The 18,311-nt window shown below is 64.2% G+C and carries 20 protein-coding genes; 16 read left to right on the top strand and 4 right to left on the bottom strand.

Translation table 11 applies throughout. The features are described from left to right. Positions 1-246: 246 nt before the first annotated feature. The gene (locus AC0L2J_RS30665; RefSeq protein WP_473395498.1) at positions 247-1,008 is read right to left on the bottom strand and encodes an SDR family NAD(P)-dependent oxidoreductase; all 762 of its coding nucleotides are present in this window, start codon (positions 1,006-1,008) and stop codon (positions 247-249) included. A 141-nt stretch (positions 1,009-1,149) separates the two neighbouring features. Between AC0L2J_RS30665 and AC0L2J_RS30660 the strand changes: the two genes are divergently transcribed. From AC0L2J_RS30660 to AC0L2J_RS30650, 3 genes are all read left to right on the top strand, one after another. Further along, positions 1,150-1,662 (top strand): CvpA family protein, encoded by a 513-nt coding sequence (locus tag AC0L2J_RS30660; protein ID WP_473395497.1) that lies wholly within the window; start codon positions 1,150-1,152, stop codon positions 1,660-1,662. Between the two features lie 129 nt (positions 1,663-1,791). Then, entirely contained in the window at positions 1,792-2,574 is a 783-nt protein-coding gene (locus AC0L2J_RS30655; protein ID WP_063994618.1) for an SDR family oxidoreductase, read from the top strand. After that, on the top strand, positions 2,571-3,560 hold the full coding sequence (locus AC0L2J_RS30650; protein ID WP_473395496.1) for an NADPH:quinone reductase: 990 nt from the start codon (positions 2,571-2,573) through the stop codon (positions 3,558-3,560). The genes AC0L2J_RS30655 and AC0L2J_RS30650 overlap by 4 nt, the downstream gene beginning before the upstream one ends. A 12-nt stretch (positions 3,561-3,572) precedes the next feature. On the opposite strand, the gene AC0L2J_RS30645 is transcribed toward AC0L2J_RS30650, so the two are convergent. Continuing rightward, the gene (locus tag AC0L2J_RS30645) at positions 3,573-4,049 is read right to left on the bottom strand and encodes a DUF3775 domain-containing protein (RefSeq protein ID WP_007605219.1); all 477 of its coding nucleotides are present in this window, start codon (positions 4,047-4,049) and stop codon (positions 3,573-3,575) included. A 123-nt stretch (positions 4,050-4,172) separates the two neighbouring features. Between AC0L2J_RS30645 and AC0L2J_RS30640 the strand changes: the two genes are divergently transcribed. The 8 genes from AC0L2J_RS30640 (at position 4,173) to AC0L2J_RS30605 (ending at position 12,795) form a co-directional block, all read left to right on the top strand. Then, a complete protein-coding gene (locus AC0L2J_RS30640; protein ID WP_473395495.1) occupies positions 4,173-5,021 on the top strand; it encodes an MBL fold metallo-hydrolase in 849 nt (282 codons plus the stop codon). 128 nt (positions 5,022-5,149) lie between these two features. Further along, positions 5,150-5,992 (top strand): fumarylacetoacetate hydrolase family protein, encoded by an 843-nt coding sequence (locus AC0L2J_RS30635; RefSeq protein ID WP_007599594.1) that lies wholly within the window; start codon positions 5,150-5,152, stop codon positions 5,990-5,992. Between the two features lie 183 nt (positions 5,993-6,175). Continuing rightward, positions 6,176-6,787 (top strand): glutathione S-transferase family protein, encoded by a 612-nt coding sequence (locus AC0L2J_RS30630; protein ID WP_473395494.1) that lies wholly within the window; start codon positions 6,176-6,178, stop codon positions 6,785-6,787. Between the two features lie 25 nt (positions 6,788-6,812). Then, positions 6,813-8,006 (top strand): serine hydrolase domain-containing protein, encoded by a 1,194-nt coding sequence (locus tag AC0L2J_RS30625; RefSeq protein ID WP_007605216.1) that lies wholly within the window; start codon positions 6,813-6,815, stop codon positions 8,004-8,006. 16 nt (positions 8,007-8,022) lie between these two features. After that, the gene (locus AC0L2J_RS30620) at positions 8,023-8,892 is read left to right on the top strand and encodes an MBL fold metallo-hydrolase (RefSeq protein WP_473395493.1); all 870 of its coding nucleotides are present in this window, start codon (positions 8,023-8,025) and stop codon (positions 8,890-8,892) included. Positions 8,893-8,917: 25 nt separating this feature from the next. Continuing rightward, positions 8,918-10,069 (top strand): alpha/beta hydrolase, encoded by a 1,152-nt coding sequence (locus AC0L2J_RS30615; protein WP_473395492.1) that lies wholly within the window; start codon positions 8,918-8,920, stop codon positions 10,067-10,069. Positions 10,070-10,131: 62 nt separating this feature from the next. Next, a complete protein-coding gene (mbfA, locus tag AC0L2J_RS30610) occupies positions 10,132-11,103 on the top strand; it encodes an iron exporter MbfA (RefSeq protein WP_007605213.1) in 972 nt (323 codons plus the stop codon). Positions 11,104-11,322: 219 nt separating this feature from the next. After that, on the top strand, positions 11,323-12,795 hold the full coding sequence (locus AC0L2J_RS30605; protein WP_473395491.1) for an amidase: 1,473 nt from the start codon (positions 11,323-11,325) through the stop codon (positions 12,793-12,795). Between the two features lie 142 nt (positions 12,796-12,937). On the opposite strand, the gene AC0L2J_RS30600 is transcribed toward AC0L2J_RS30605, so the two are convergent. Continuing rightward, entirely contained in the window at positions 12,938-13,420 is a 483-nt protein-coding gene (locus AC0L2J_RS30600; RefSeq protein ID WP_473248193.1) for a CinA family protein, read from the bottom strand. 163 nt (positions 13,421-13,583) lie between these two features. Here AC0L2J_RS30600 and AC0L2J_RS30595 point away from each other — a divergent pair, with 163 nt between their 5' ends. The 3 genes from AC0L2J_RS30595 to AC0L2J_RS30585 are packed head-to-tail and all read left to right on the top strand — an operon-like array spanning position 13,584 to position 16,188. After that, positions 13,584-14,642 carry an amidohydrolase family protein gene (locus AC0L2J_RS30595; protein ID WP_007605206.1) on the top strand — a complete coding sequence of 353 codons (1,059 nt, stop codon included), beginning with the start codon at positions 13,584-13,586 and terminating at the stop codon, positions 14,640-14,642. A 23-nt stretch (positions 14,643-14,665) separates the two neighbouring features. Next, positions 14,666-15,775: an amidohydrolase family protein gene (locus AC0L2J_RS30590; RefSeq protein WP_473395490.1), complete on the top strand. Its 1,110-nt coding sequence runs from the start codon at positions 14,666-14,668 to the stop codon at positions 15,773-15,775. Next, positions 15,775-16,188 (top strand): Rieske (2Fe-2S) protein, encoded by a 414-nt coding sequence (locus AC0L2J_RS30585; RefSeq protein ID WP_007605196.1) that lies wholly within the window; start codon positions 15,775-15,777, stop codon positions 16,186-16,188. Before AC0L2J_RS30590 ends, AC0L2J_RS30585 begins: the two co-directional genes overlap by 1 nt. 37 nt (positions 16,189-16,225) lie before the next feature. On the opposite strand, the gene AC0L2J_RS30580 is transcribed toward AC0L2J_RS30585, so the two are convergent. Continuing rightward, a complete protein-coding gene (locus tag AC0L2J_RS30580; RefSeq protein WP_473395489.1) occupies positions 16,226-17,125 on the bottom strand; it encodes a transcriptional regulator GcvA in 900 nt (299 codons plus the stop codon). A 110-nt stretch (positions 17,126-17,235) separates the two neighbouring features. Between AC0L2J_RS30580 and AC0L2J_RS30575 the strand changes: the two genes are divergently transcribed. Continuing rightward, positions 17,236-17,439 carry a DUF1127 domain-containing protein gene (locus tag AC0L2J_RS30575; protein ID WP_007599575.1) on the top strand — a complete coding sequence of 68 codons (204 nt, stop codon included), beginning with the start codon at positions 17,236-17,238 and terminating at the stop codon, positions 17,437-17,439. A 78-nt stretch (positions 17,440-17,517) separates the two neighbouring features. Beyond that, on the top strand, positions 17,518-18,141 hold the full coding sequence (locus AC0L2J_RS30570) for a GNAT family N-acetyltransferase (RefSeq protein WP_063994607.1): 624 nt from the start codon (positions 17,518-17,520) through the stop codon (positions 18,139-18,141). Positions 18,142-18,311 lie beyond the last annotated feature (170 nt).

Here is an 18,311-nt window from a genome sequence, read left to right as displayed (position 1 = left end):
TCACCTTCAAAAACGGCCTCGAATACTTCCACGCCGTTGCAGCAGGATGGAGCCTTAGAGATATGTGCATGCCCTAGGGCGAAGGCCGGGACCCATTACCCCAGGGAGTAGTCGTGGCACGAGATGGTAACCACGAGTCTTCGCCAAACTGCTCCCGGTGGTTATGGGTCCCGGATCTGCGCTCCGCTTCGCTGCGCTTGTCCGGGACGGCGCCTGAGTGAACTCGCTTGTCCGGGACGACGGCAATCAATTCAGCAAGAATCCGCCGTCCACCGTCACCACGCTGCCCGTCATGTACCGCGAGGCCTTCGAGGCCAGCAGCAGGATCGCGCCGTCGAGATCGGATTCGGCGCCGATGCGGCGCTGCGGAATGCGCTTGGTCAGGCGCTCGCCCGGCGGCGTCGACCAGAACGCGTGGTTCATCTCGGTGTCGATATAGCCGGGTGCCAGCGCGTTAATGCGGATGTTCTGCCCCGCGAGCTCCAGCGCCATCGCCTTGGTCGCCTGGATGATGCCGGCCTTGGAGATCGCGTAAGGCGACAGCGCCTTCAGCACGCCGGTGCCGAGCACGGACGCGATGTTGACGATGTTGCCGTCCTGCTTGCGCGCGATCATGCGGCGCGCGATCTCGGTCGCGAGGAAATAGGCGCCCTTGAGATTGGCGCCGATCACCGCGTCCCAATCGGCCTCGGTCTGCTCGGTCGCGAGCTTTTCGATCGCGATGCCGGCATTGTTGATCAGCACCGTGACCGGGCCGAGCGCGGCTTCCGCTTCATCGACGGCCCTGGCGATCGATGCGGTGTCGGTGACGTCGAGCGCGACCGCGACGGCACGGCCGCCCTTGCCGCGGATCTCGTCTTCAAGGCTCTTCAGCTTGTCGGTCTGCCGCGCCGCGAGCGCGACCGCCGCGCCATGCGCCGCCAACACCCGGGCAAATTGCCGCCCCAGCCCCTGGCTCGCACCCGTGACGAGGATGGTTTCCTGACTGACATCGAATAGGTCTGACATGACGTTTTCCTTGACGTTTTCCTTGACGCTTTCCTTGGGCGCTTTCCCTGAGCTTTGGCGCCATCAATACAGACGATTTTAACGATCTGAAACCGGAATGATCGGTTCTGCGTTCACTCGTTCCATGGCAGGCTCCCGCGTATGAACAGTTTCGATCTCGCCGTCTATACGGCGCTCGCAATCGCGATCGGCTTCGGTTTCAGGACCGGCCTGCTCGGCAGCGCCATGACGATCCTGGCCTATCTCCTCGCCGCCCCCATTGCCGTCGCGCTGATGCCGCTGATCGTCCCGCAGGTCGCGGGCAATCCGAATGCGCCGCTGCTGCAGAACTGGATCTGGTTCTTCGGAATTTTCGTGGTGGTCGGCATGCTGTTTGGACATCTCGGCCGCCTGGCGCTGAGCGACACGATACGGCAGGCCGGCATCGGCGACCGGCTCGGCGGCGCAGCCCTCGGCGCCATCAGGGTCGGCCTCGTCGCCACCACCCTGGTGCTGGTGTTCGACCAGATCGTGCCGGCCAACCGCCAGCCGCCGTTCCTCGCCGGCTCGCACCTGCGACCGCTGTTCTCGACGGTCGGCCGGATGGGCTTCAAGTCGCTGCCGCCGGAGGCTGCCTCCGCGATCGACCGCCTCAAGCAGGAGCGGCGCATCTGATGAGGCGCATTTGCATCGCCGGGCAAGTGCGCATGCATTTTGATGCGAGCCGATCCCTTATCAGCGGTGCCAAGGTTGGCTAGAATGGCGGCTTCTTAAAAACCTGCATGACATTACGGGAGTGAAACAGTGGATCTTGGGATCAAAGGCCGCCGCGCCATCGTCTGCGCATCCAGCAAAGGCCTCGGACGCGCCTGCGCCATCTCGCTGGCCGAGGCCGGCGTTCACGTCACGCTGACCGCGCGCGGCGCCGAGGCCCTGAAGAAGACGGCCGACGACATTCGCAAGGCCTATCCTGATGTGACCGTGACCGAGATCGTCGGCGATATCACGACGCCGGCGGGCCGCGAGGCCGTGCTCAAGGCCTGCCCCGAGCCGGATATCCTGATCAACAATGCCGGTGGACCTCCGCCCGGCGATTTCCGCAACTGGACCCGCGACGACTGGATCAAGGCGATCGACGCCAACATGCTGACCCCGATCGAGCTGATCAAGTCGACGGTGGACGGCATGATGGCCCGCAAGTTCGGCCGCATCGTCAACATCACCTCGGCGGCGGTGAAGGCGCCGATCGACATCCTCGGTCTCTCCAACGGCGCGCGCGCCGGCCTCACCGGCTTCATCGCCGGCCTGTCGCGCAAGACCGTGATCAACAACGTCACCATCAACGGCCTGCTGCCGGGCCCGTTCGAGACCGACCGCCTGCGCAGCACCGCGAAGGGGGAATCCGAGAAGCGCGGCATCACGCCGGACCAGGTTCTGGCCGAGCGCGCCAAGCTCAATCCCGCAGGCCGCTTCGGCGATCCCGAGGAGTTCGGCTACGCCTGCGCATTCCTGTGCGGCGCCAGGGCGGGCTTCATCACCGGGCAGAACCTCCTGCTCGATGGCGGTGCCTTCCCGGGAACGCTGTGAGGGCGGTCTGGTACGAGGAGACAGGACCGGCGGCGGACGTCCTCACCTATGGTGAGATGGCGACGCCGGTCGCAGGTCCAGGCGAAGTTCGCATTCGCCTGGAAGCCTCCGGCGTCAATCCGGCCGATGTCGGCCGGCGCGGGGGCAGCTATCGCGCCAAGGAATTTTCGCGCGTCATTCCGAACAGCGATGGTGCGGGGTTTATCGACCAGATCGGCGATGGCGCGACGCGGTTCAAGATCGGCGACAGGGTCTGGCTGTTCAACGGCCAGCGCAACGGCCGCGCCTTTGGCACCGCGGCCGAACATATCGCGCTTGCCGAGCATCTGGTGACGCCGTTGCCCGACAATCTCTCTTTTGCGGAAGGCGCGACGCTGGGCATTCCCGCAATGACGGCGTGGTGCTCCCTGTTTGCGGACGGGCCGATCGTCGGCAAGTCGGTGCTGGTCACCGGCGGCGCGGGTGCTGTCGGGCATTACGCCGTGCAGCTCGCGAAATGGGGCGGCGCGCAGGTGATCGCGACCGTCAGCTCGGCGATGAAAGGCGAGCAGGCGCGACAGGCCGGTGCCGATCTCGTGGTCAATTACAGGGACGAAGATGTCGTTGCCAGGGCCATGGCCTTCACCGGCGGACGCGGGCTCGACCACTTGGTCGATGTCGATTTCGGCGGCAACATCACCACGACCCTGAAGCTGATGGCCATGAATTCGACAATCGCGGTCTACGCCACGAACGGCAACCGCACGCCGACCGTGCCGATGCGCGAGCTGATGGAGAAGTGCATCACGCTCCGCTCGCTCGTCTTGTTCGCGCTGCCGCCGGGGTTGCTCGCGGCGGCGCAGTCCGACATCTCGAAATGGCTGGCGGCGGGGCCGCGAATCCACAATGTCGCGGCGCAGTTTGCGCTGTCGGAGACGGCGCAGGCCCATGTCGCCGTCGAGAAGGGCGACAAGCTCGGCACCGTGATCGTCGACTGCACGCGCTGATATCGGCCGGGATCACCGCTGCTTGGTGATCTCGTCTTCGTCCCGCTGGCTGGGAGAGGATGAATCGGCGACTGGGTTTCCGTCGGTCCAATCGACGCCGAATTCATCGAGCCCGTCGGCGAGCAGGTCGCCCAGCATCGGCTCACCGAGCAGATAATGCGCCGTCTCGCGCCGGGGACTGCGATATTCGGCGCGCGCCTCCACGGCGCGTGCGCGCAGATCGTCCCAATCATCGATCGTGCCGTCGCCGCGGCCGAGCCAGGTCAGCGTAACGAGATCGATCTGCTCGTCCTCGTTCATGGCCACGATGAAACTTCCGAGTTCGTTGACGACCGGATCGGAGCCGTCATCCTCGAGGACGTCGACCGCATCGTCATCCGTCGCATTCGAGCCGGAATCCGGATCGGAATCCGCCTGCTTGACGTCGAATTCACGCGCCTTTTCGATGATGAAGGCGACCTTCTCCGCGGAAATCGCAAGCTCTGGCATGGCTGGCCCTTTGTCTTTCCCTGGGTTCCCGCGATAACGCCGCACCGCGTCAGATGATCCATTGCGCCTGACGGCGAAACTGCGCATGTTCCCCGCCAAAGCAAGAACATGAGGATGCGCCGGATGCAGTGGAAGGTCGGCAGGGTCAAAATAACCAAGGTCGTGGAATTGGAGACGGTCGGCTCGACCCGCTTCATTCTGCCCTTGGCGAGCAATGCAGAAGTCCAGAAGCTGCCCTGGCTGATCCCGCATTTCGCCACCGAAGAGGGCCGGCTGAAAATGTCGATCCATTCGCTGGTGGTGGAGACGCCGACGCGCCGCATCGTGGTCGATACCGGGCTTGGCAACGACAAGCAGGGCCGCAACGTCCCGACCTGGAACAATCGCACCACGCCGTTCCTGGAGACGATGATTGCGGCGGGCTTTCCGCCCGAGAGCATCGATACCGTGCTGTGCACGCATCTTCATGTCGACCATGTCGGTTGGAACACGAAATGGGTCGACGGCAAATGGGTGCCGACCTTCCCTAACGCGCGCTATGTCTTCGGCAAGACCGAGTATGAGCATTGGCGCGACCATTCCACCGAGCCGGACAAGCAGGCCGTGTTTGGCGATTCCGTGAAGCCGATCGTCGATGCCGGCCGGGCCGAGTTGATCCCGAGCGATCACCGGCTCAGCGACGAGATCAGCATGATCCCGACCCCCGGCCACAGCCCCGGACATATGAGCATTCTGGTCCAGTCGGACGGCGAGCAGGGAGTGCTGACGGGCGACGTCGCCCATCATCCCTGCCAGATGGCGCATCTCGGCTGGTCCTCGACCGCGGATTCCGATCAGAGCCAATCGGCCGCGACGCGGCGCGAATTGTTCGGCCGGTTTGCCGACACCCCGACGCTGGTGATCGGCGGGCATTTTTCGGCCGGGCATATCAGGCGGGACGGGGACGCATTCAGGTTCGAGGCGCTGGCCTAGGTCTCGTGCCCGGACGAACCTCCCGAATTGAGAGGGCTGCAATGCGCCCTCTTTGAGCGGTTGAATTTCCCGCCGCCCTGTTCCATGAAGCTGTTCAACCGATCGGTCCATTCCAGGGAGAAACGAGAATGAAGCTTGTTCGTTATGGCGAGAAGGGTGCGGAAAAGCCCGGCCTGATCGACAAATCCGGCCAGTTGCGCGACCTGTCGGCGCATGTGAAGGACCTGACCGGCGAGGCCTATTCGCCCGAAAGCCTGAAGAAGCTGGCGGCGCTCGATCCCGCCTCGCTGCCCGCCGTCTCCGGCAAGCCGCGGTTCGGCGCCCCCGTCACCGGCATGTCGAAATTCGTGGCGATCGGCCTCAACTACAGCGACCACGCCAAGGAGACTGGCGCGGAGATCCCGAGCGAGCCGATCATTTTCATGAAGGCCAACACCTCGCTGTCCGGCCCGAACGACGCCGTCGAGAAGCCGCGCGGCTCGACCAAGCTGGACTGGGAAGTCGAGATCGCTGCGATCATCGGCACGCGCGCAAAATACGTCTCGGAAGCCGACGCGCTCAACCACGTCGCCGGCTACTGCGTCTGCAACGACGTCTCCGAGCGCGCCTTCCAGATCGAGCGCCTGGGTCAGTGGACCAAGGGCAAGTCGCACGACACGTTCGGCCCGCTCGGCCCCTGGCTCGCCACCAAGGACGAGATCAAGGACGTGCAGAACCTGCCGATGTGGCTCGACGTCAACGGCCAGCGCCGCCAGACCGGCTCGACCAAGACCATGATCTTCTCGATGGCCAAGTGCATCTCCTATGTCTCGCAGTTCATGACGCTGCTGCCGGGCGACATCATCACGACAGGCACCCCGCCCGGCGTCGGCCTCGGCATGAAGCCGCCGACCTTCCTCAATGTCGGCGACGTCATCACCCTCGGCATCGAGGGCCTCGGCGAGCAGCGGCAGGAGATCGTCGCGGCGTAAGCCGCGGCCCTCATCCTGAGGAGCGTGCAACGCGCGCGTCTCGAAGCATGTGCCAAGACCACGGTCGCCCGACGTTCACGCCGGGTGACGAGAGAGCGCCTCCCGTTGCCATCCTTCGAGACGCACGCCAAGCGGCGCGCTCCTCAGGATGAGGACTGTGTGTCTGGATAAAGGTTATTTCCCATGAAGCTCACCTTCTCCCCCGCCTCACCCTTTGCCCGCAAGGTGCGCATTGCCGCGATCGAGCTTGGGTTGATCGACAAGATCGAGTTCACGCCGGCAGCAGTCGCGCCGGGCACGGCCAACGAGGACTATTCGAAGATCACGCCGCTGAAGAAGCTGCCGGTGCTGATCACCAATGACGGCGATGTCATCCTGGACTCCTACGTCATCGTCGAATACCTCAACGAGGTGGCCGGCGGCAGCCTGATCCCCGACTACGGTCCGCGGCGCTGGAAGGTCAAGACCAATCATGCCCTGATCAACGGCATGCTCGATTCCATGCTGCTGTGCCGCTACGAGAAGATGGTGCGGCCGCAGGGCCTGCAATGGCAGGCGTGGTCCGACGACCACTGGAACCGGGCCTGGACCGGCATGGCCCGCTTCGAGAACATGCCTGAAGTGCTGAGCGGCCCGTTCGACATCTCGCAGATCGGCCTGGTCTGCGTGCTCGGCTATGCCGACTTCCGCTTCGCCGATTGCGGCTGGCGCAAGGCCTATCCGAAGCTCGACGCCTTCCACCAGAAAATGCTGGAGCGGCCCTCGGTGAAGATCTCGGTGCCGCCCGCGGCGTAGTATCGCGACGGCGGGGAGAAGGATGATGCGCGATCGCTTCCCCGGCCTCGGCATTCTCGGCGCGAGCCTCGTGCTCGCGTTGACCGTCTCAGCCACTCCCGTGCGAGCCGACGGCACGGTGCCTGGACAGCGAAACTTCGCCTGCGAACCGCCATCGTCAACCGACGACGGCTGGACGACTGCGCCGCCCGACAGCGTCGGCATGGACGGCGCACAACTCTGCGGGATCGCCGCTCGACTCGAACAACGCGCGACTTCGGTCCATTCGGTTGTCGTCGCGCGCCACGGCAAGCTCGTCTTCGAGCAATACTTCGCCGGCTACGACCAACCCTGGGGACAACCGGAAGGCCAGCACGAGTTCACCGCGACGACGAAGCACGACATGCGTTCGGCGTCGAAGAGCGTCGTTTCGCTGCTCGTCGGCATCGCGATCGATCGCAAGCTGATCGAAGGCGTCGACGAGCCTGTGCTCAAGTTCTTCCCCGACCATCAGGCGGTGAAGCAGGCGGGCTGGGAGGCCATCACGCTGCGCCATCTGCTGACGATGTCCTCGGGAATGAAATGGGACGAGGCGCGGGCATGGACCGATCCGAACAATGACGAGCCGCATCTCGGCTTTGAAGTCGATCCGATCGGCTATGTGTTCGCAAGGCCGATCACCGCACCGCCGGACATGCTCTGGACCTATAATGGCGGCGGGACTGAACTGCTCGGCAACATCCTCGAACGCGTCTCCGGCAAGCCGCTGGAGACGTTTGCGCGTGAGGTGCTGTTCCAGCCGCTCGGGATCACCGATTTCGAGTGGAAGGCCTACTCGAAGAACGGCAAGATCGCGGCGGCCGCCGGCCTGCGCTTGCGTCCGCGAGATGCCGCCAAGCTCGGCCAGATCGTGCTTAATGGCGGGCAGTGGAATGGCCAGCAGATCGTCTCGGCCGAGTGGATCGTGCAATCGACGACGCCACGATTCCAGGCGATCGGCAATTTCGGCAGCACACTGTTCTATGGCTATCAGTGGTGGATGGGCCGCTCGCTGGCCGGCGGGAGGGAAATCAATTGGGTTGGCGCCTTTGGCTGGGGCGGACAACGCATTTTCATCGTGCCCGAGCTTGATCTCGTCATGATGACCACTGCTGCCCAATACGGCCAGCCGAAGGAAGGGCTCGCCGCGATCGACGTCCTCTCCAACATCGTCATTCCGTCCGTGCGTGACGCACGCTGAGTGCAAGGAAGCGAGCATGAGCCTCAAATACTTGGTCGGCGATCTCACCATCCATCGCATCATCGAGCAGGAAACCTCGTTCGTGCCGGCGCTGGAGATGCTGCCGGGACTGACACCGGAGCTGCTGGCCGAGAACCGCGCATGGATGCGGGAGGCGAAAGCCCTGGATGACAGCGATACATTGATGCTGTGCTTCCAGTCCTATGTGATCAAGACGCCGCACCACACCATTCTGGTCGACAGCTGCATCGGCAACGACAAGCCGCGGCCGCAGCGCCCGAAATGGAACATGAAGACCGACGACACCTATCTGAGCGGGCTCGCCGCCGCAGGTTTCTCGGTCAACGACATCGATTTCGTGATGTGCACGCATCTGCATGTCGATCACGTCGGCTGGAACACGCGGCTGGAGAACGGCCGCTGGGTGCCGACCTTCCCGAAAGCGCGCTACGTCTTCGCCAAGCAGGAATTCGACCACTGGACCGAGCAGAACGCGAAGGCGGAGGTGCCGCCCTTCGCCGACAGCGTGCTGCCGGTGGTCGAGGCCAAACGCCACGAACTCGTCGGCAACGATCACCAAATCGGCGATCACGTTCGCATCCTACCGACGCCGGGCCACACGCCGGGCCATATCGCCATCACGATGGGCCACGGCAAGGACGACGCCGTGTTCTCCGGCGACCTCATGCACTCGCCGATCCAGACGCTCTATCCGGAGCTGTCGGTCAAGTTCGACCTCGATCAGGCCAAGGCGGCAACGACGCGCCGCAGCTTCCTGGAACGCTATTGCGACACCGACACGCTGTGCTGCACCGCGCATTTTCCCTCGCCGTCGGTGGGGAAGATCCGGCGCAAGGGCAGCGGCTTCGTCTGCGCGGCGGTGTAGCGATTCCACCGAGTGGAGAGACACGATGACAGCGCTCCCCGACATCCCGCTCCCCGCCGGCATTCGCTCACGCTATGTCGACGATATCAACGGCCTGCGCATGCACGTGCTGGAGGCCGGCTTCGAGACCAAGGGGCGGCCCTGCATCCTGCTGCTGCACGGCTTTCCCGAGCTCGCCTTCTCCTGGCGCAAGGTGATGCCGGCGCTCAGCTCGGCCGGCTATCAGGTGATCGCACCGGACCAGCGCGGCTATGGCCGGACGACGGGATGGAGCGCGGAGTACGACGGCGACCTCGCGCCGTTTTCGCTCTTCAACCTGGTGCGGGATGCGCTCGGGCTGGTGTCGGCGTTCGGCTACAGGCAGGTCGATGTGGTCGGACATGATTTCGGCAGTCCGGTCGCCGCCTGGTGCGCGCTGATGCGGCCTGACGTGTTTCGTTCGGTGGCGATGATGAGCGCGCCGTTCGGCGGAGCGCCGCCGCTGCCGTTCAACACGATCGACACACCGGCAAAGCCACCGGCCGAAGACCCCGTGCATCACGAGCTCGCCGCCTTACCGCGTCCGCGCAAACATTATCAATGGTACTATGCGACACGCCCGGCCAATGCCGATATGCACCGCGCACCCCAGGGCGTGCATGATTTCCTGCGCGCCTACTATCATCACAAGAGCGCGGACTGGACCGACAACAAGCCATATCCGCTGAAATCGTGGTCGGCGAACGAGTTGGCGAAGCTGCCGACCTATTATGTGATGGACCTGAACGAGACCATGGCCGAGACGGTTGCGAAGGAGATGCCCTCGCCGGCCGCGATCGCGGCCAACCAATGGCTGCCCGATCGCGAGCTCGCCTACTACAGCGCCGAATATGGCCGCACCGGATTCCAGGGCGGCCTGCAATGGTATCGCTGCGGCACATCGGGTGCATTCAACAGCCAGCTCCAATTGTTGGCCGGCCGCAATATCGACGTCCCCTCCTGCTTCATCTCGGGCAAGCAGGATTGGGGCACCTATCAGCGTCCCGGCGTGTTCGAGGCGATGCAGGCGCGAACCTGTACGAAGCTGCTCGGCTGCCACCTCGTCGACGGCGCCGGTCACTGGGTGCAGCAGGAGCAGCCGGCCGAGGTAAGCCGCCTGCTGCTCGATTTCCTGGCGAAGAGCCGCGGCGTGATTTGACCCGGGAACTTCGGCGCCCTATATAGTTTAGAATTATTCTAAACTAATCAGACAGGGCCGCCGTGAAGAATTTTGCCGATCTGACCGAGCGCGAGGTGCTTGCTGTCGCGATCTCCTCCGAGGAGGAGGACAGCCGCATCTATATGAGCTTCGCCGAGGACTTGAAGGAGCGCTATCCGGACTCGGCCAAGATCTTCGAGCAGATGGCCGAGGAAGAGCGCGGCCATCGTCACATGCTGCTGGAAATGTACGAGCAGCGCTTCGGTCCGCATTTGCCCCCGATCCGCCGCGAGGACGTCAAAGGGTTCCTGCGCCGTCGTCCGGTCTGGCTCACCAAAAACCTGCCGCTCGACACCGTCCGCAGGGAAGTCGAGACAATGGAATTGCAGGCTGAGCGCTTTTACGTGAAGGCCGCCGAACAGGCGCAGGATGTCGGCGTGCGCCGCCTGCTCGGCGATCTGGCTGAGGCCGAGAAGGGCCACGAAGAGGTGGCGGCGAAGCTGACGGACCAGATCCTGAGTTCAGACGTGCGCGCCGAGGAAGACCGCACCAACCGGCGCATGTTCGTTCTGCAGTATGTGCAGCCAGGTCTCGCCGGCCTGATGGACGGCTCGGTTTCGACGCTGGCGCCGCTGTTTGCGGCTGCCTTCGCCACGCATCAGAACTGGCAAACGTTTCTGGTTGGCCTCGCCGCCTCGATCGGCGCCGGCATCAGCATGGGTTTTGCGGAGGCGCTGTCGGACGACGGCTCGCTCACCGGTCGCGGTTCGCCCTGGCTGCGCGGTCTCACCTGCGGCTTGATGACGACGCTCGGCGGGCTTGGGCACACGCTGCCCTATCTCGTGCCCGATCGCTGGGCCAACGCATTCTGGATCGCGACCGGAATTGCCGGAATTGTCGTGTTCTTCGAATTGTGGGCGATCGCCTTCATCCGCGCGCGCTACATGGACACGCCGTTCCTCCAGGCCGTGTTCCAGATCGTGCTCGGCGGCGCGATCGTGCTCGCGGTGGGGATATTGATCGGAGCGGCGTAGGCTTCCCTCTCGGTGTCATGCCCCGCGAAGGCGGGCATCCAGTACGCCGCGGCCTCTCCGTGTCCGATCGGCGCCGGTGGAATACTGGGCGATGACTGCGAGTGGTTGCTTGGCTCGCCGCGTTCCACCTTGCTCACACATCAATCGCGATCAAGCGGCGGTTGCGATGCTGGGCCAAACTGCGCATCATCGTTCGACAATAAGAACAGGAGATGCGCCATGGCCAAATCCGAATGGAGCTTCAAGAGCGCGGTCGAGCTGTCGGCCGCGTTGACCGCGAAGAAGGTCTCGTCGGTCGAGCTCACCCGCGATGCGATCGACCGCATCGAACGGCACGACGGCAAGGTCAGCGCGATCTGCATTCGGGATTTCGACCGTGCGCTGGGCGCCGCGCGTGAGGCGGACGCCGCATTGGCGCGCGGCGAGCGCAAGCCGCTGCTCGGCCTGCCGATGACGATCAAGGAATCCTTCAACATCGCCGGCCTGCCGACGACCTGGGGATTCGTGCCGCAGAAGGATTTCAAGCCCGCTGAAGACGCCCTGGCGGTCGCGCGTATCAGGCAGGCCGGCGGGGTCATCCTCGGCAAGACTAACGTGCCGGTGGGACTGGGCGACTGGCAGAGCTACAACGACATCTATGGCACCACGAACAACCCCTATGATCTCGGCCGCACACCGGGTGGATCCTCCGGAGGATCGTCGGCAGCCCTCGCCGCGGGCTATTGCGCGCTCGCGACCGGCTCCGACATCGGAGGCTCCCTGCGTGTGCCCGCTTTTCATTGCGGCATCTTCGCCCACAAGCCGACCATCAATCTCTGCCCCGCGCGCGGCGAGACCCCGCCGCCGTTTCCAGCAATTCCGCGCGAGGGCGACCTCGCCGTCATCGGTCCGATGGCACGCACGGCAGCAGATCTGTCCTTGCTGCTCGACGTCATGGCCGGACCGGACCCGCTGGACGCCGGTGTCGCCTACAAGCTCGACTTGCCCGTTGCGCGGCATCAATCATTGCGGGACTTTCGTGTCCTGATGATCGACAGCCACCCGCTGCTGCCAACCGACCGGGACGTCCGTGGCGCGATCGATAGGCTCGCCACCGATCTGTCGAAGGCCAGCGTGACGATCGCCCGCGAGAGCGTCCAATTCGTGGACTTCGCGGAGACGTCGCGGCTCTACATGCGCATGCTGCTGAGCTTTCTCGGCGCATTCTTCCCGCCGGAGGAGTTTGCGGATTCACAGACCCGGGCGAGTCAGCTTGCGCCCGAGGATCGCAGCCTCAGTGCGGAGCGGCTGCGCGGCATCACCGCGAGCCACCGCGCCTGGGTACTCGACGCTGGCGCCCGAGCTGGCCTGCGCGCGCAATGGCGCGCGCTGTTCAAAAGCTTCGACGCGGTGATCTGCCCGATCCTGCCGACGCCGGCCTTTCCGCATGACCATTCGCCGCAGCAGGACCTGCGACTCATCAGCATCGACGGCAAGGACTATCCATATTCCGATCAGCTCGCCTGGCCCGGCCTTGCGACGCTTCCCGGCCTGCCGGCAACGGCCGTTCCGCTCGGCCTGTCGAAGGACGGCCTGCCGGTCGGCGTGCAAATCATCGGGCCCTTCCTCGAGGACCGCACACCGCTGAAGCTCGCCGAGCTGATCGAACGCGAGTTCGGCGGGTTCGTGCCGCCGCCCCTATTCAATGACTAGTCCTTCGCGTCATTGCGAGGAGCACTTGCGACGAAGCAATCCAGAAATCCGCCCGCGGCAACAGTCTGGATTGCTTCGCTTCGCTCGCAATGATGGGAAAAACAACTACTGGATCTGGCGCGATGGTTCGCACGCCGCGAGGTCACCGCTCCAGATTCTTCAGCAGCAATTTCAGCGCTGTCGTTGCAAACATCTGCATATTGGCGAAGCGATCGTTGCCGCCCGTCTCCAGCGTCATCACCTCGACTGCGGGCCCGGCGACCGCCATGCAGCTGTGGCCCGCCGCATCGCCATAGCGATTACCAGTGGGACCGGCGGCGCCGGTCTCGGACAGACCCCAATCGCAATTGAAGCGGCTGCGCATCCGCTCGGCCAGCAATTGAGCGTAGGGCTCCGACGAAGAACGAAAGCCCTTCATGCCTTCGTCCGAAATATCCATCAGCACGCGCCTGGCATCGCGGGTGTAGACCACGGCGCCGCCGAGGAAATAGGCCGACGCGCCGGGCACCGCGAGAAGGCTGGCCGAGATCAGGCCGCCGGTCGAGGATTCCGCCACGGCAATGGTCTGTTTGCGCGCGATCAATTTCGCTGCGACCTGTTCCGCAATGCCGACGAGCTCTTTCATGTCCTGTACCTCTGATCCTCGCAACCGAGCTGTGCCTTCCTAGCATATGGCAGCGCCGTTGGCCGAGTTGCGGACGACGGGCAGGCCTGCTTCAATGGCAGGCGCAAGACAGCGCGGGCAAGCGCTGCGCAAACCGCAAGAGGAAACGTAAAAGGGAGACGTCATGGCGTCCCTGATCGCCGGCGGGGTGGATTGCGATGTGCATCCGGCCGTGCCGCATCTGACCAGCCTGCTGCCGTACCTGAACGACTATTGGCGCGATCAGGTGACGACGCGCGGCATGGTCGATCTCATCTCGCAATCCTACCCGCAGAACTCGCCGATCACGGCGCGGCCCGACTGGCGCCCCGAAAGCGGCAAGCCGGGCGAGAGCCTTGCGGACATGCAGCGCCATGTGCTCGATCCCTTTCAGCTCTCCCATGCCATCTGCAATCCGCTCTATGGCGTGCAGATGGTGTTTTCCGAGGATCTGCAGGCCGCGTTCTGCCGCGCACTGAATGACTGGCTCGTGAAGGAATGGCTCGATCGCGATCAGCGGCTGCGCGGCTCGATCGTGATCCCCACCCAAAGCGTCGAGAAGGCGGTCGCCGAGATCGAGCGCTGTGCGACCGACCGCCGCTTCGTGCAGGTGCTGATGCTGGTGATGGGCGATACGCCGCTCGGCAAGCGCGCGCTCTGGCCGATCTACGAGGCGGCGGAACGGCTGGACCTGCCGATCGGCATTCATGCGGGTTCCGCCTATCACAATCCGCCGACCGCCGTGGGCTGGGGTTCCTACCACATCGAGGATTATGCCGGTCAGGCCCAGGCGTTCCAGACCCAGCTCACCAGCCTGATCGTCGAGGGCGTGTTCGCCAAATATCCGTTGCTGAAGATGGTGATGCTGGAGTCCGGAGTGTCCTGGATCTCCCCCTTTCTGTGGCGCCTGCACAAGTTCTGGCGTGGGGTGCGGATGGAGACGCCGTGGGTTGATCGCGCGCCGCTGGAGATTGTGCGCAGCAACATCCGCTTCTCGTTACAGCCGTTCGATGCGCCGCCCGACGAGGCGACATTAATTCGCCTGTTTGATCATATGCAGTCGGACGAATTGGTCCTATTCTCCACCGACTATCCGCACTGGCAGTTCGATGGCCAGGAGGCGCTGCCCGCAGGTCTCACCCCCGATCTCGTGCGCAAGATCATGATCGATAATCCGCATGCGACCTATCCCCGCCTGACTTAGCCGCTGCCAAAGGAGGCAAGGCGATGAATATTCAGTTCCGCGAAAGCTCCGAAGCCGCTTCCCCCCTGGCCGTCAAAACCGCGATCGCGGACTGCGACATCCATCCGGCACGCGCGACCCGCGCCGAGCTCTATCCCTATCTGGCCAAACGCTGGCAGCATCATCTCGAAGTCTACGGCGTCCACGCCTATCAGGGCATGATGGAAGGTCCGCCCTATCCGAAGGCCCAGCCCAACGCCTCGCGCCGCGACGCCTATCCGCCGGAAGGCGGGCCGCAGGGCTCCTCGCTGACCTTCATGCAGAAGCAACTGCTCGATCCCAACAACGTGCAGCTCGGCGTGCTCAATCCGCTCAACACCGGGCAAGGCATCCGCAACCACGAGCTTTCGGCCGCCTTGTGCTCGGCGATCAACGATTGGCAGATCGACAAATGGACCAGCAAGGACAAGCGGCTGAAGGCGTCCATCGTCGTCGGCAATGAGGACGGGCTGTCGGCCGCAGCCGAAATCCGCGAGCGCGCCGGCGACAAGAATTTCGTGCAGGTGCTGCTGCTCAGCCGCAATGTCGAGCCGCTCGGCCAGCGTCGCTACTGGCCGATCTATCAGGCCGCGGAAGAGGCCGGCCTTCCCGTCGGCGTCCACGCCTTCGGCTTCGGCGGCAACCCGATCACGCCGTCGGGCTGGCCCTCCTATTACATCGAGGAGATGGTCGGCCATTCGCAGTGCCAGCAATCGGCGCTCGCGAGCCTCGTGCTGGAGGGCGTGTTCGAGCGCTTCCCGAAGTTGAAGATGGTGATGATCGAGGCCGGCTTCGGCTGGGCACCGTCGCTGGCGTGGCGGCTCGACAAGGTCTGGCAGCGGCTGCGCAGCGAGGTGCCGCATGTCAAACGGCCGCCGTCCGAATATATCCGCGAGCAGGTGTGGTGGACGACGCAGCCGATGGAGGATCCGGAGCGGCGCGAGGATCTGTTCGATGTCATCAAGTGGATCGGCTGGGACCGGCTGCTGTTCGCCACCGACTATCCGCATTGGGATTACGACGAGCCGTCGCGCGTGCTGCCCCCAGGCGTCAGCGACGATGACCGCGAGGCCTTCTATCTGGGCAATGCGAAGAAGCTGTACGGGATCAGTTGATGGCGCGGCATGTGATTGCCGCGGTCGATGAGCTTCCGCCCGGCACGCGAAAATTTCTGGAGATCGACGGACGGCCGATCGCGGTCTTCAACATCAAGGGTGAATATTTCGGCCTGATGAACCGCTGCCCGCATCAGGGCGCGGCGCTGTGCGAGGGACCGCTGATCGGGCTCGCGCAATCGAAGGATCCGGGCGAGATCGAATACACCAAGCTCGGCGAGATCATTCGCTGCCCCTGGCATGGCTGGGAGTTCGACATCCGAACCGGCCAGTCCTATTGCGACCCCCGCCGCTTCCGCGTGAAGGCCTACCCGGCCCATGTCGAGCCGGGTACGAGCGTGGTGAAGGGGCCGTACGTTGCCGAGACAATTCCGGTGAAAGTCGAGAGCGATTACGTCGTGGTGGACCTGTAGCGAGAAGCAGGTGGCGCGGACATGCGCCGGCACGATCTCAGGCTTTATTCTGCGTTGCAGCGATCATCCAGTCGCGGAATGCGGCGAGCTTCGGCGCCTCGCGGCGGCCCTCCGGCGCGACCAGGTAGAAGCCGGCATCGGCCGGCAGCGCGATCTTGAAGGGGACGACCAGCCGGCCCTTTGCGATGTCGTCCCGGACGTAGGAGGTCCGCCCCATCGCCACGCCGATGCCGTCGATCGCAGCCTGGATGGTCATGAAGATCATGTCGAAGGTGATGCCGGGCTGCCTGGCGATGTCGGCCGGCTGACCCGCCGCCGTCAACCACAGCCGCCAGTCGTCGCTGTTGGCGTTGGAGGTGTGCAGCAGCATGTGGCTCTTGAGGTCCTCGGGACAGCGCAACGGCTTGTCACCGCGCAAGAGAGACGGGCTGCAGACCGGAAACAGCTCGTCCGCCATCAGCCAGTCGGCGCGCAGACCCGGCCATTGGCCGCGGCCGTAGCGGATCGCGGCATCGACATTGTCGCGCTGGAAGTCGACGAGGCCGGTCGAGGTGGTGATGCGGACGTCGATGCCGGGATGGTGCTCCTGGAAATCGGTCAGCCGCGGCAGCAGCCATTTTGCGGCAAGCGAAGCCAGCGTCGAGACCGTCAGCACCTTGTCGTCGTCCTTGCGCAGCAGCCGGTCGGTGGCGAGGCGAAGGTCGTTGAAGGCGGCGCGGACGCCGGGCAAATAGTCGCGCGCCTCGGCCGTCAATGCCAGCGCACGGTTCTGCCGGACGAACAGGCGGATGCCGAGTTCCTCTTCGAGCCTGCGGATCTGATGGCTGATCGCGGTCTGGGTCACGTTCAGCTCGGACGCGGCCAGCGTGAAGCTGAGATGGCGCGCGGCGGCCTCAAAGGCCCGCAATCCGTTCAGGGAGGGCAATCTGGCAGTCATCTGGCAGCAGGATACATGACGTTATTTCATGCGAAAGAGTACAAATTGTCGTTTGTCGCAGCGCATCAGCAGGCAGATATTAGCGGTCAAGTTAGCTCAAGGAGCTGAAATTGTCTACTTTGACCCAGAATTCGATGACAAATCATCATGCGCCCGGCCTGATCCACCAGATCGGCGAGACCCTTCACGTCTGGCACGAGCGCTACCGGACCCGCCGGGAGCTTACCAACTGGTCCGCGCGTGACCTTCAGGACGTCGGGCTGTCCTGGAGCGACGTGGCCTACGAGGCCGACAAACCCTTCTGGCGGGCCTGATTGGCCGCCAGGCCGGCGCCGCCTGACTGTGGGGCGCCGGCGGTCCCTTTTCCCTTTGGTCCCCTTGGGGCGCGTGTCATGAGCATCCTTCGCCCGGAAGATCTGAAGCAATATTCGGACACGCTGCGCACCCGACAGGGCGAGGCGCTGGGCGTTCGTTTCGTGGAGCCGCGCGACACCGAGGAGCTCCAGCACTATTTTCGCTCGCTCTCGACGCGGTCCCGCTACAACCGTTTCTTCGGCGCGATCAGCGAACTGCCGCAGGGCCTGCTGCACGAATTCCTCCAGGTCGGCGAGCGCGAACGTTTTACCGTGGTCGCGACCATGATGGTCGACGGCTTCGAGACCATCGTCGCCGAAGCGCGCTACGCGCTGCATGCCGAAACCGCGACGCTTGAATTCGGCTTGTCGGTTGCCGACCGCTGGCAGGGCCACGGCATCGCCACCGTGCTCATGAAAAATCTCGAATGCCGCGCCGCCGCGCTTGGCGCCGACCACATGTTCGGCGACACGCTGCGCTCCAACGCGGCCATGATCTCGCTCGCGCGCAAATCGAGCTTCGCCTTCGTCAATCATCCGGACGACTGGAAGCTGGTGCGCTTCGACAAGGAGATCTCGGTCGCACCGAAAGACATTCCCTGCGCGAGCTGGCGCCTCGTCGCCCTTTCCCGTCAGGCCGATAGCCCCTCAGCCTCGGCCTGACACCACTCGAACCCGGCTCTAGTCAAACGAGCCGGGTTCTTTTTTATTCTTCGTAGCCCGGATGGAGCGAAGCGCAATCCGGGATTCGGGCCGCAGTTGAAGCGTGCCCCGGGTAGTTTTAGTGCGAACCCGCGGGGACGGGCGCCAAAACCCCCACGACACCCCCGCGC

Source organism: Bradyrhizobium sp. MV1.5 (assembly GCF_055807615.1).
Note: the sequence above shows the minus strand (reverse complement) of the source record. Positions and strands in the feature narration are given on the sequence as shown.

Excerpts from the sequence above, each read along its gene's own strand:
- AC0L2J_RS30630 (WP_473395494.1), top strand. The coding sequence starts at position 6,176 with ATGAAGCTCACCTTCTCCCCCGCCTCACCCTTTGCCCGCAAGGTGCGC.
- AC0L2J_RS30645 (WP_007605219.1), bottom strand. The coding sequence starts at position 4,049 with ATGCCAGAGCTTGCGATTTCCGCGGAGAAGGTCGCCTTCATCATCGAA.
- AC0L2J_RS30665 (WP_473395498.1), bottom strand. The coding sequence starts at position 1,008 with ATGTCAGACCTATTCGATGTCAGTCAGGAAACCATCCTCGTCACGGGT.
- AC0L2J_RS30580 (WP_473395489.1), bottom strand. The coding sequence starts at position 17,125 with ATGACTGCCAGATTGCCCTCCCTGAACGGATTGCGGGCCTTTGAGGCC.
- AC0L2J_RS30585 (WP_007605196.1), top strand. The coding sequence starts at position 15,775 with ATGGCGCGGCATGTGATTGCCGCGGTCGATGAGCTTCCGCCCGGCACG.
- AC0L2J_RS30615 (WP_473395492.1), top strand. The coding sequence starts at position 8,918 with ATGACAGCGCTCCCCGACATCCCGCTCCCCGCCGGCATTCGCTCACGC.
- AC0L2J_RS30625 (WP_007605216.1), top strand. The coding sequence starts at position 6,813 with ATGCGCGATCGCTTCCCCGGCCTCGGCATTCTCGGCGCGAGCCTCGTG.
- AC0L2J_RS30605 (WP_473395491.1), top strand. The coding sequence starts at position 11,323 with ATGGCCAAATCCGAATGGAGCTTCAAGAGCGCGGTCGAGCTGTCGGCC.
- AC0L2J_RS30570 (WP_063994607.1), top strand. The coding sequence starts at position 17,518 with ATGAGCATCCTTCGCCCGGAAGATCTGAAGCAATATTCGGACACGCTG.
- AC0L2J_RS30590 (WP_473395490.1), top strand. The coding sequence starts at position 14,666 with ATGAATATTCAGTTCCGCGAAAGCTCCGAAGCCGCTTCCCCCCTGGCC.
- AC0L2J_RS30620 (WP_473395493.1), top strand. The coding sequence starts at position 8,023 with ATGAGCCTCAAATACTTGGTCGGCGATCTCACCATCCATCGCATCATC.
- AC0L2J_RS30635 (WP_007599594.1), top strand. The coding sequence starts at position 5,150 with ATGAAGCTTGTTCGTTATGGCGAGAAGGGTGCGGAAAAGCCCGGCCTG.
- AC0L2J_RS30660 (WP_473395497.1), top strand. The coding sequence starts at position 1,150 with ATGAACAGTTTCGATCTCGCCGTCTATACGGCGCTCGCAATCGCGATC.
- AC0L2J_RS30595 (WP_007605206.1), top strand. The coding sequence starts at position 13,584 with ATGGCGTCCCTGATCGCCGGCGGGGTGGATTGCGATGTGCATCCGGCC.
- AC0L2J_RS30600 (WP_473248193.1), bottom strand. The coding sequence starts at position 13,420 with ATGAAAGAGCTCGTCGGCATTGCGGAACAGGTCGCAGCGAAATTGATC.
- AC0L2J_RS30640 (WP_473395495.1), top strand. The coding sequence starts at position 4,173 with ATGCAGTGGAAGGTCGGCAGGGTCAAAATAACCAAGGTCGTGGAATTG.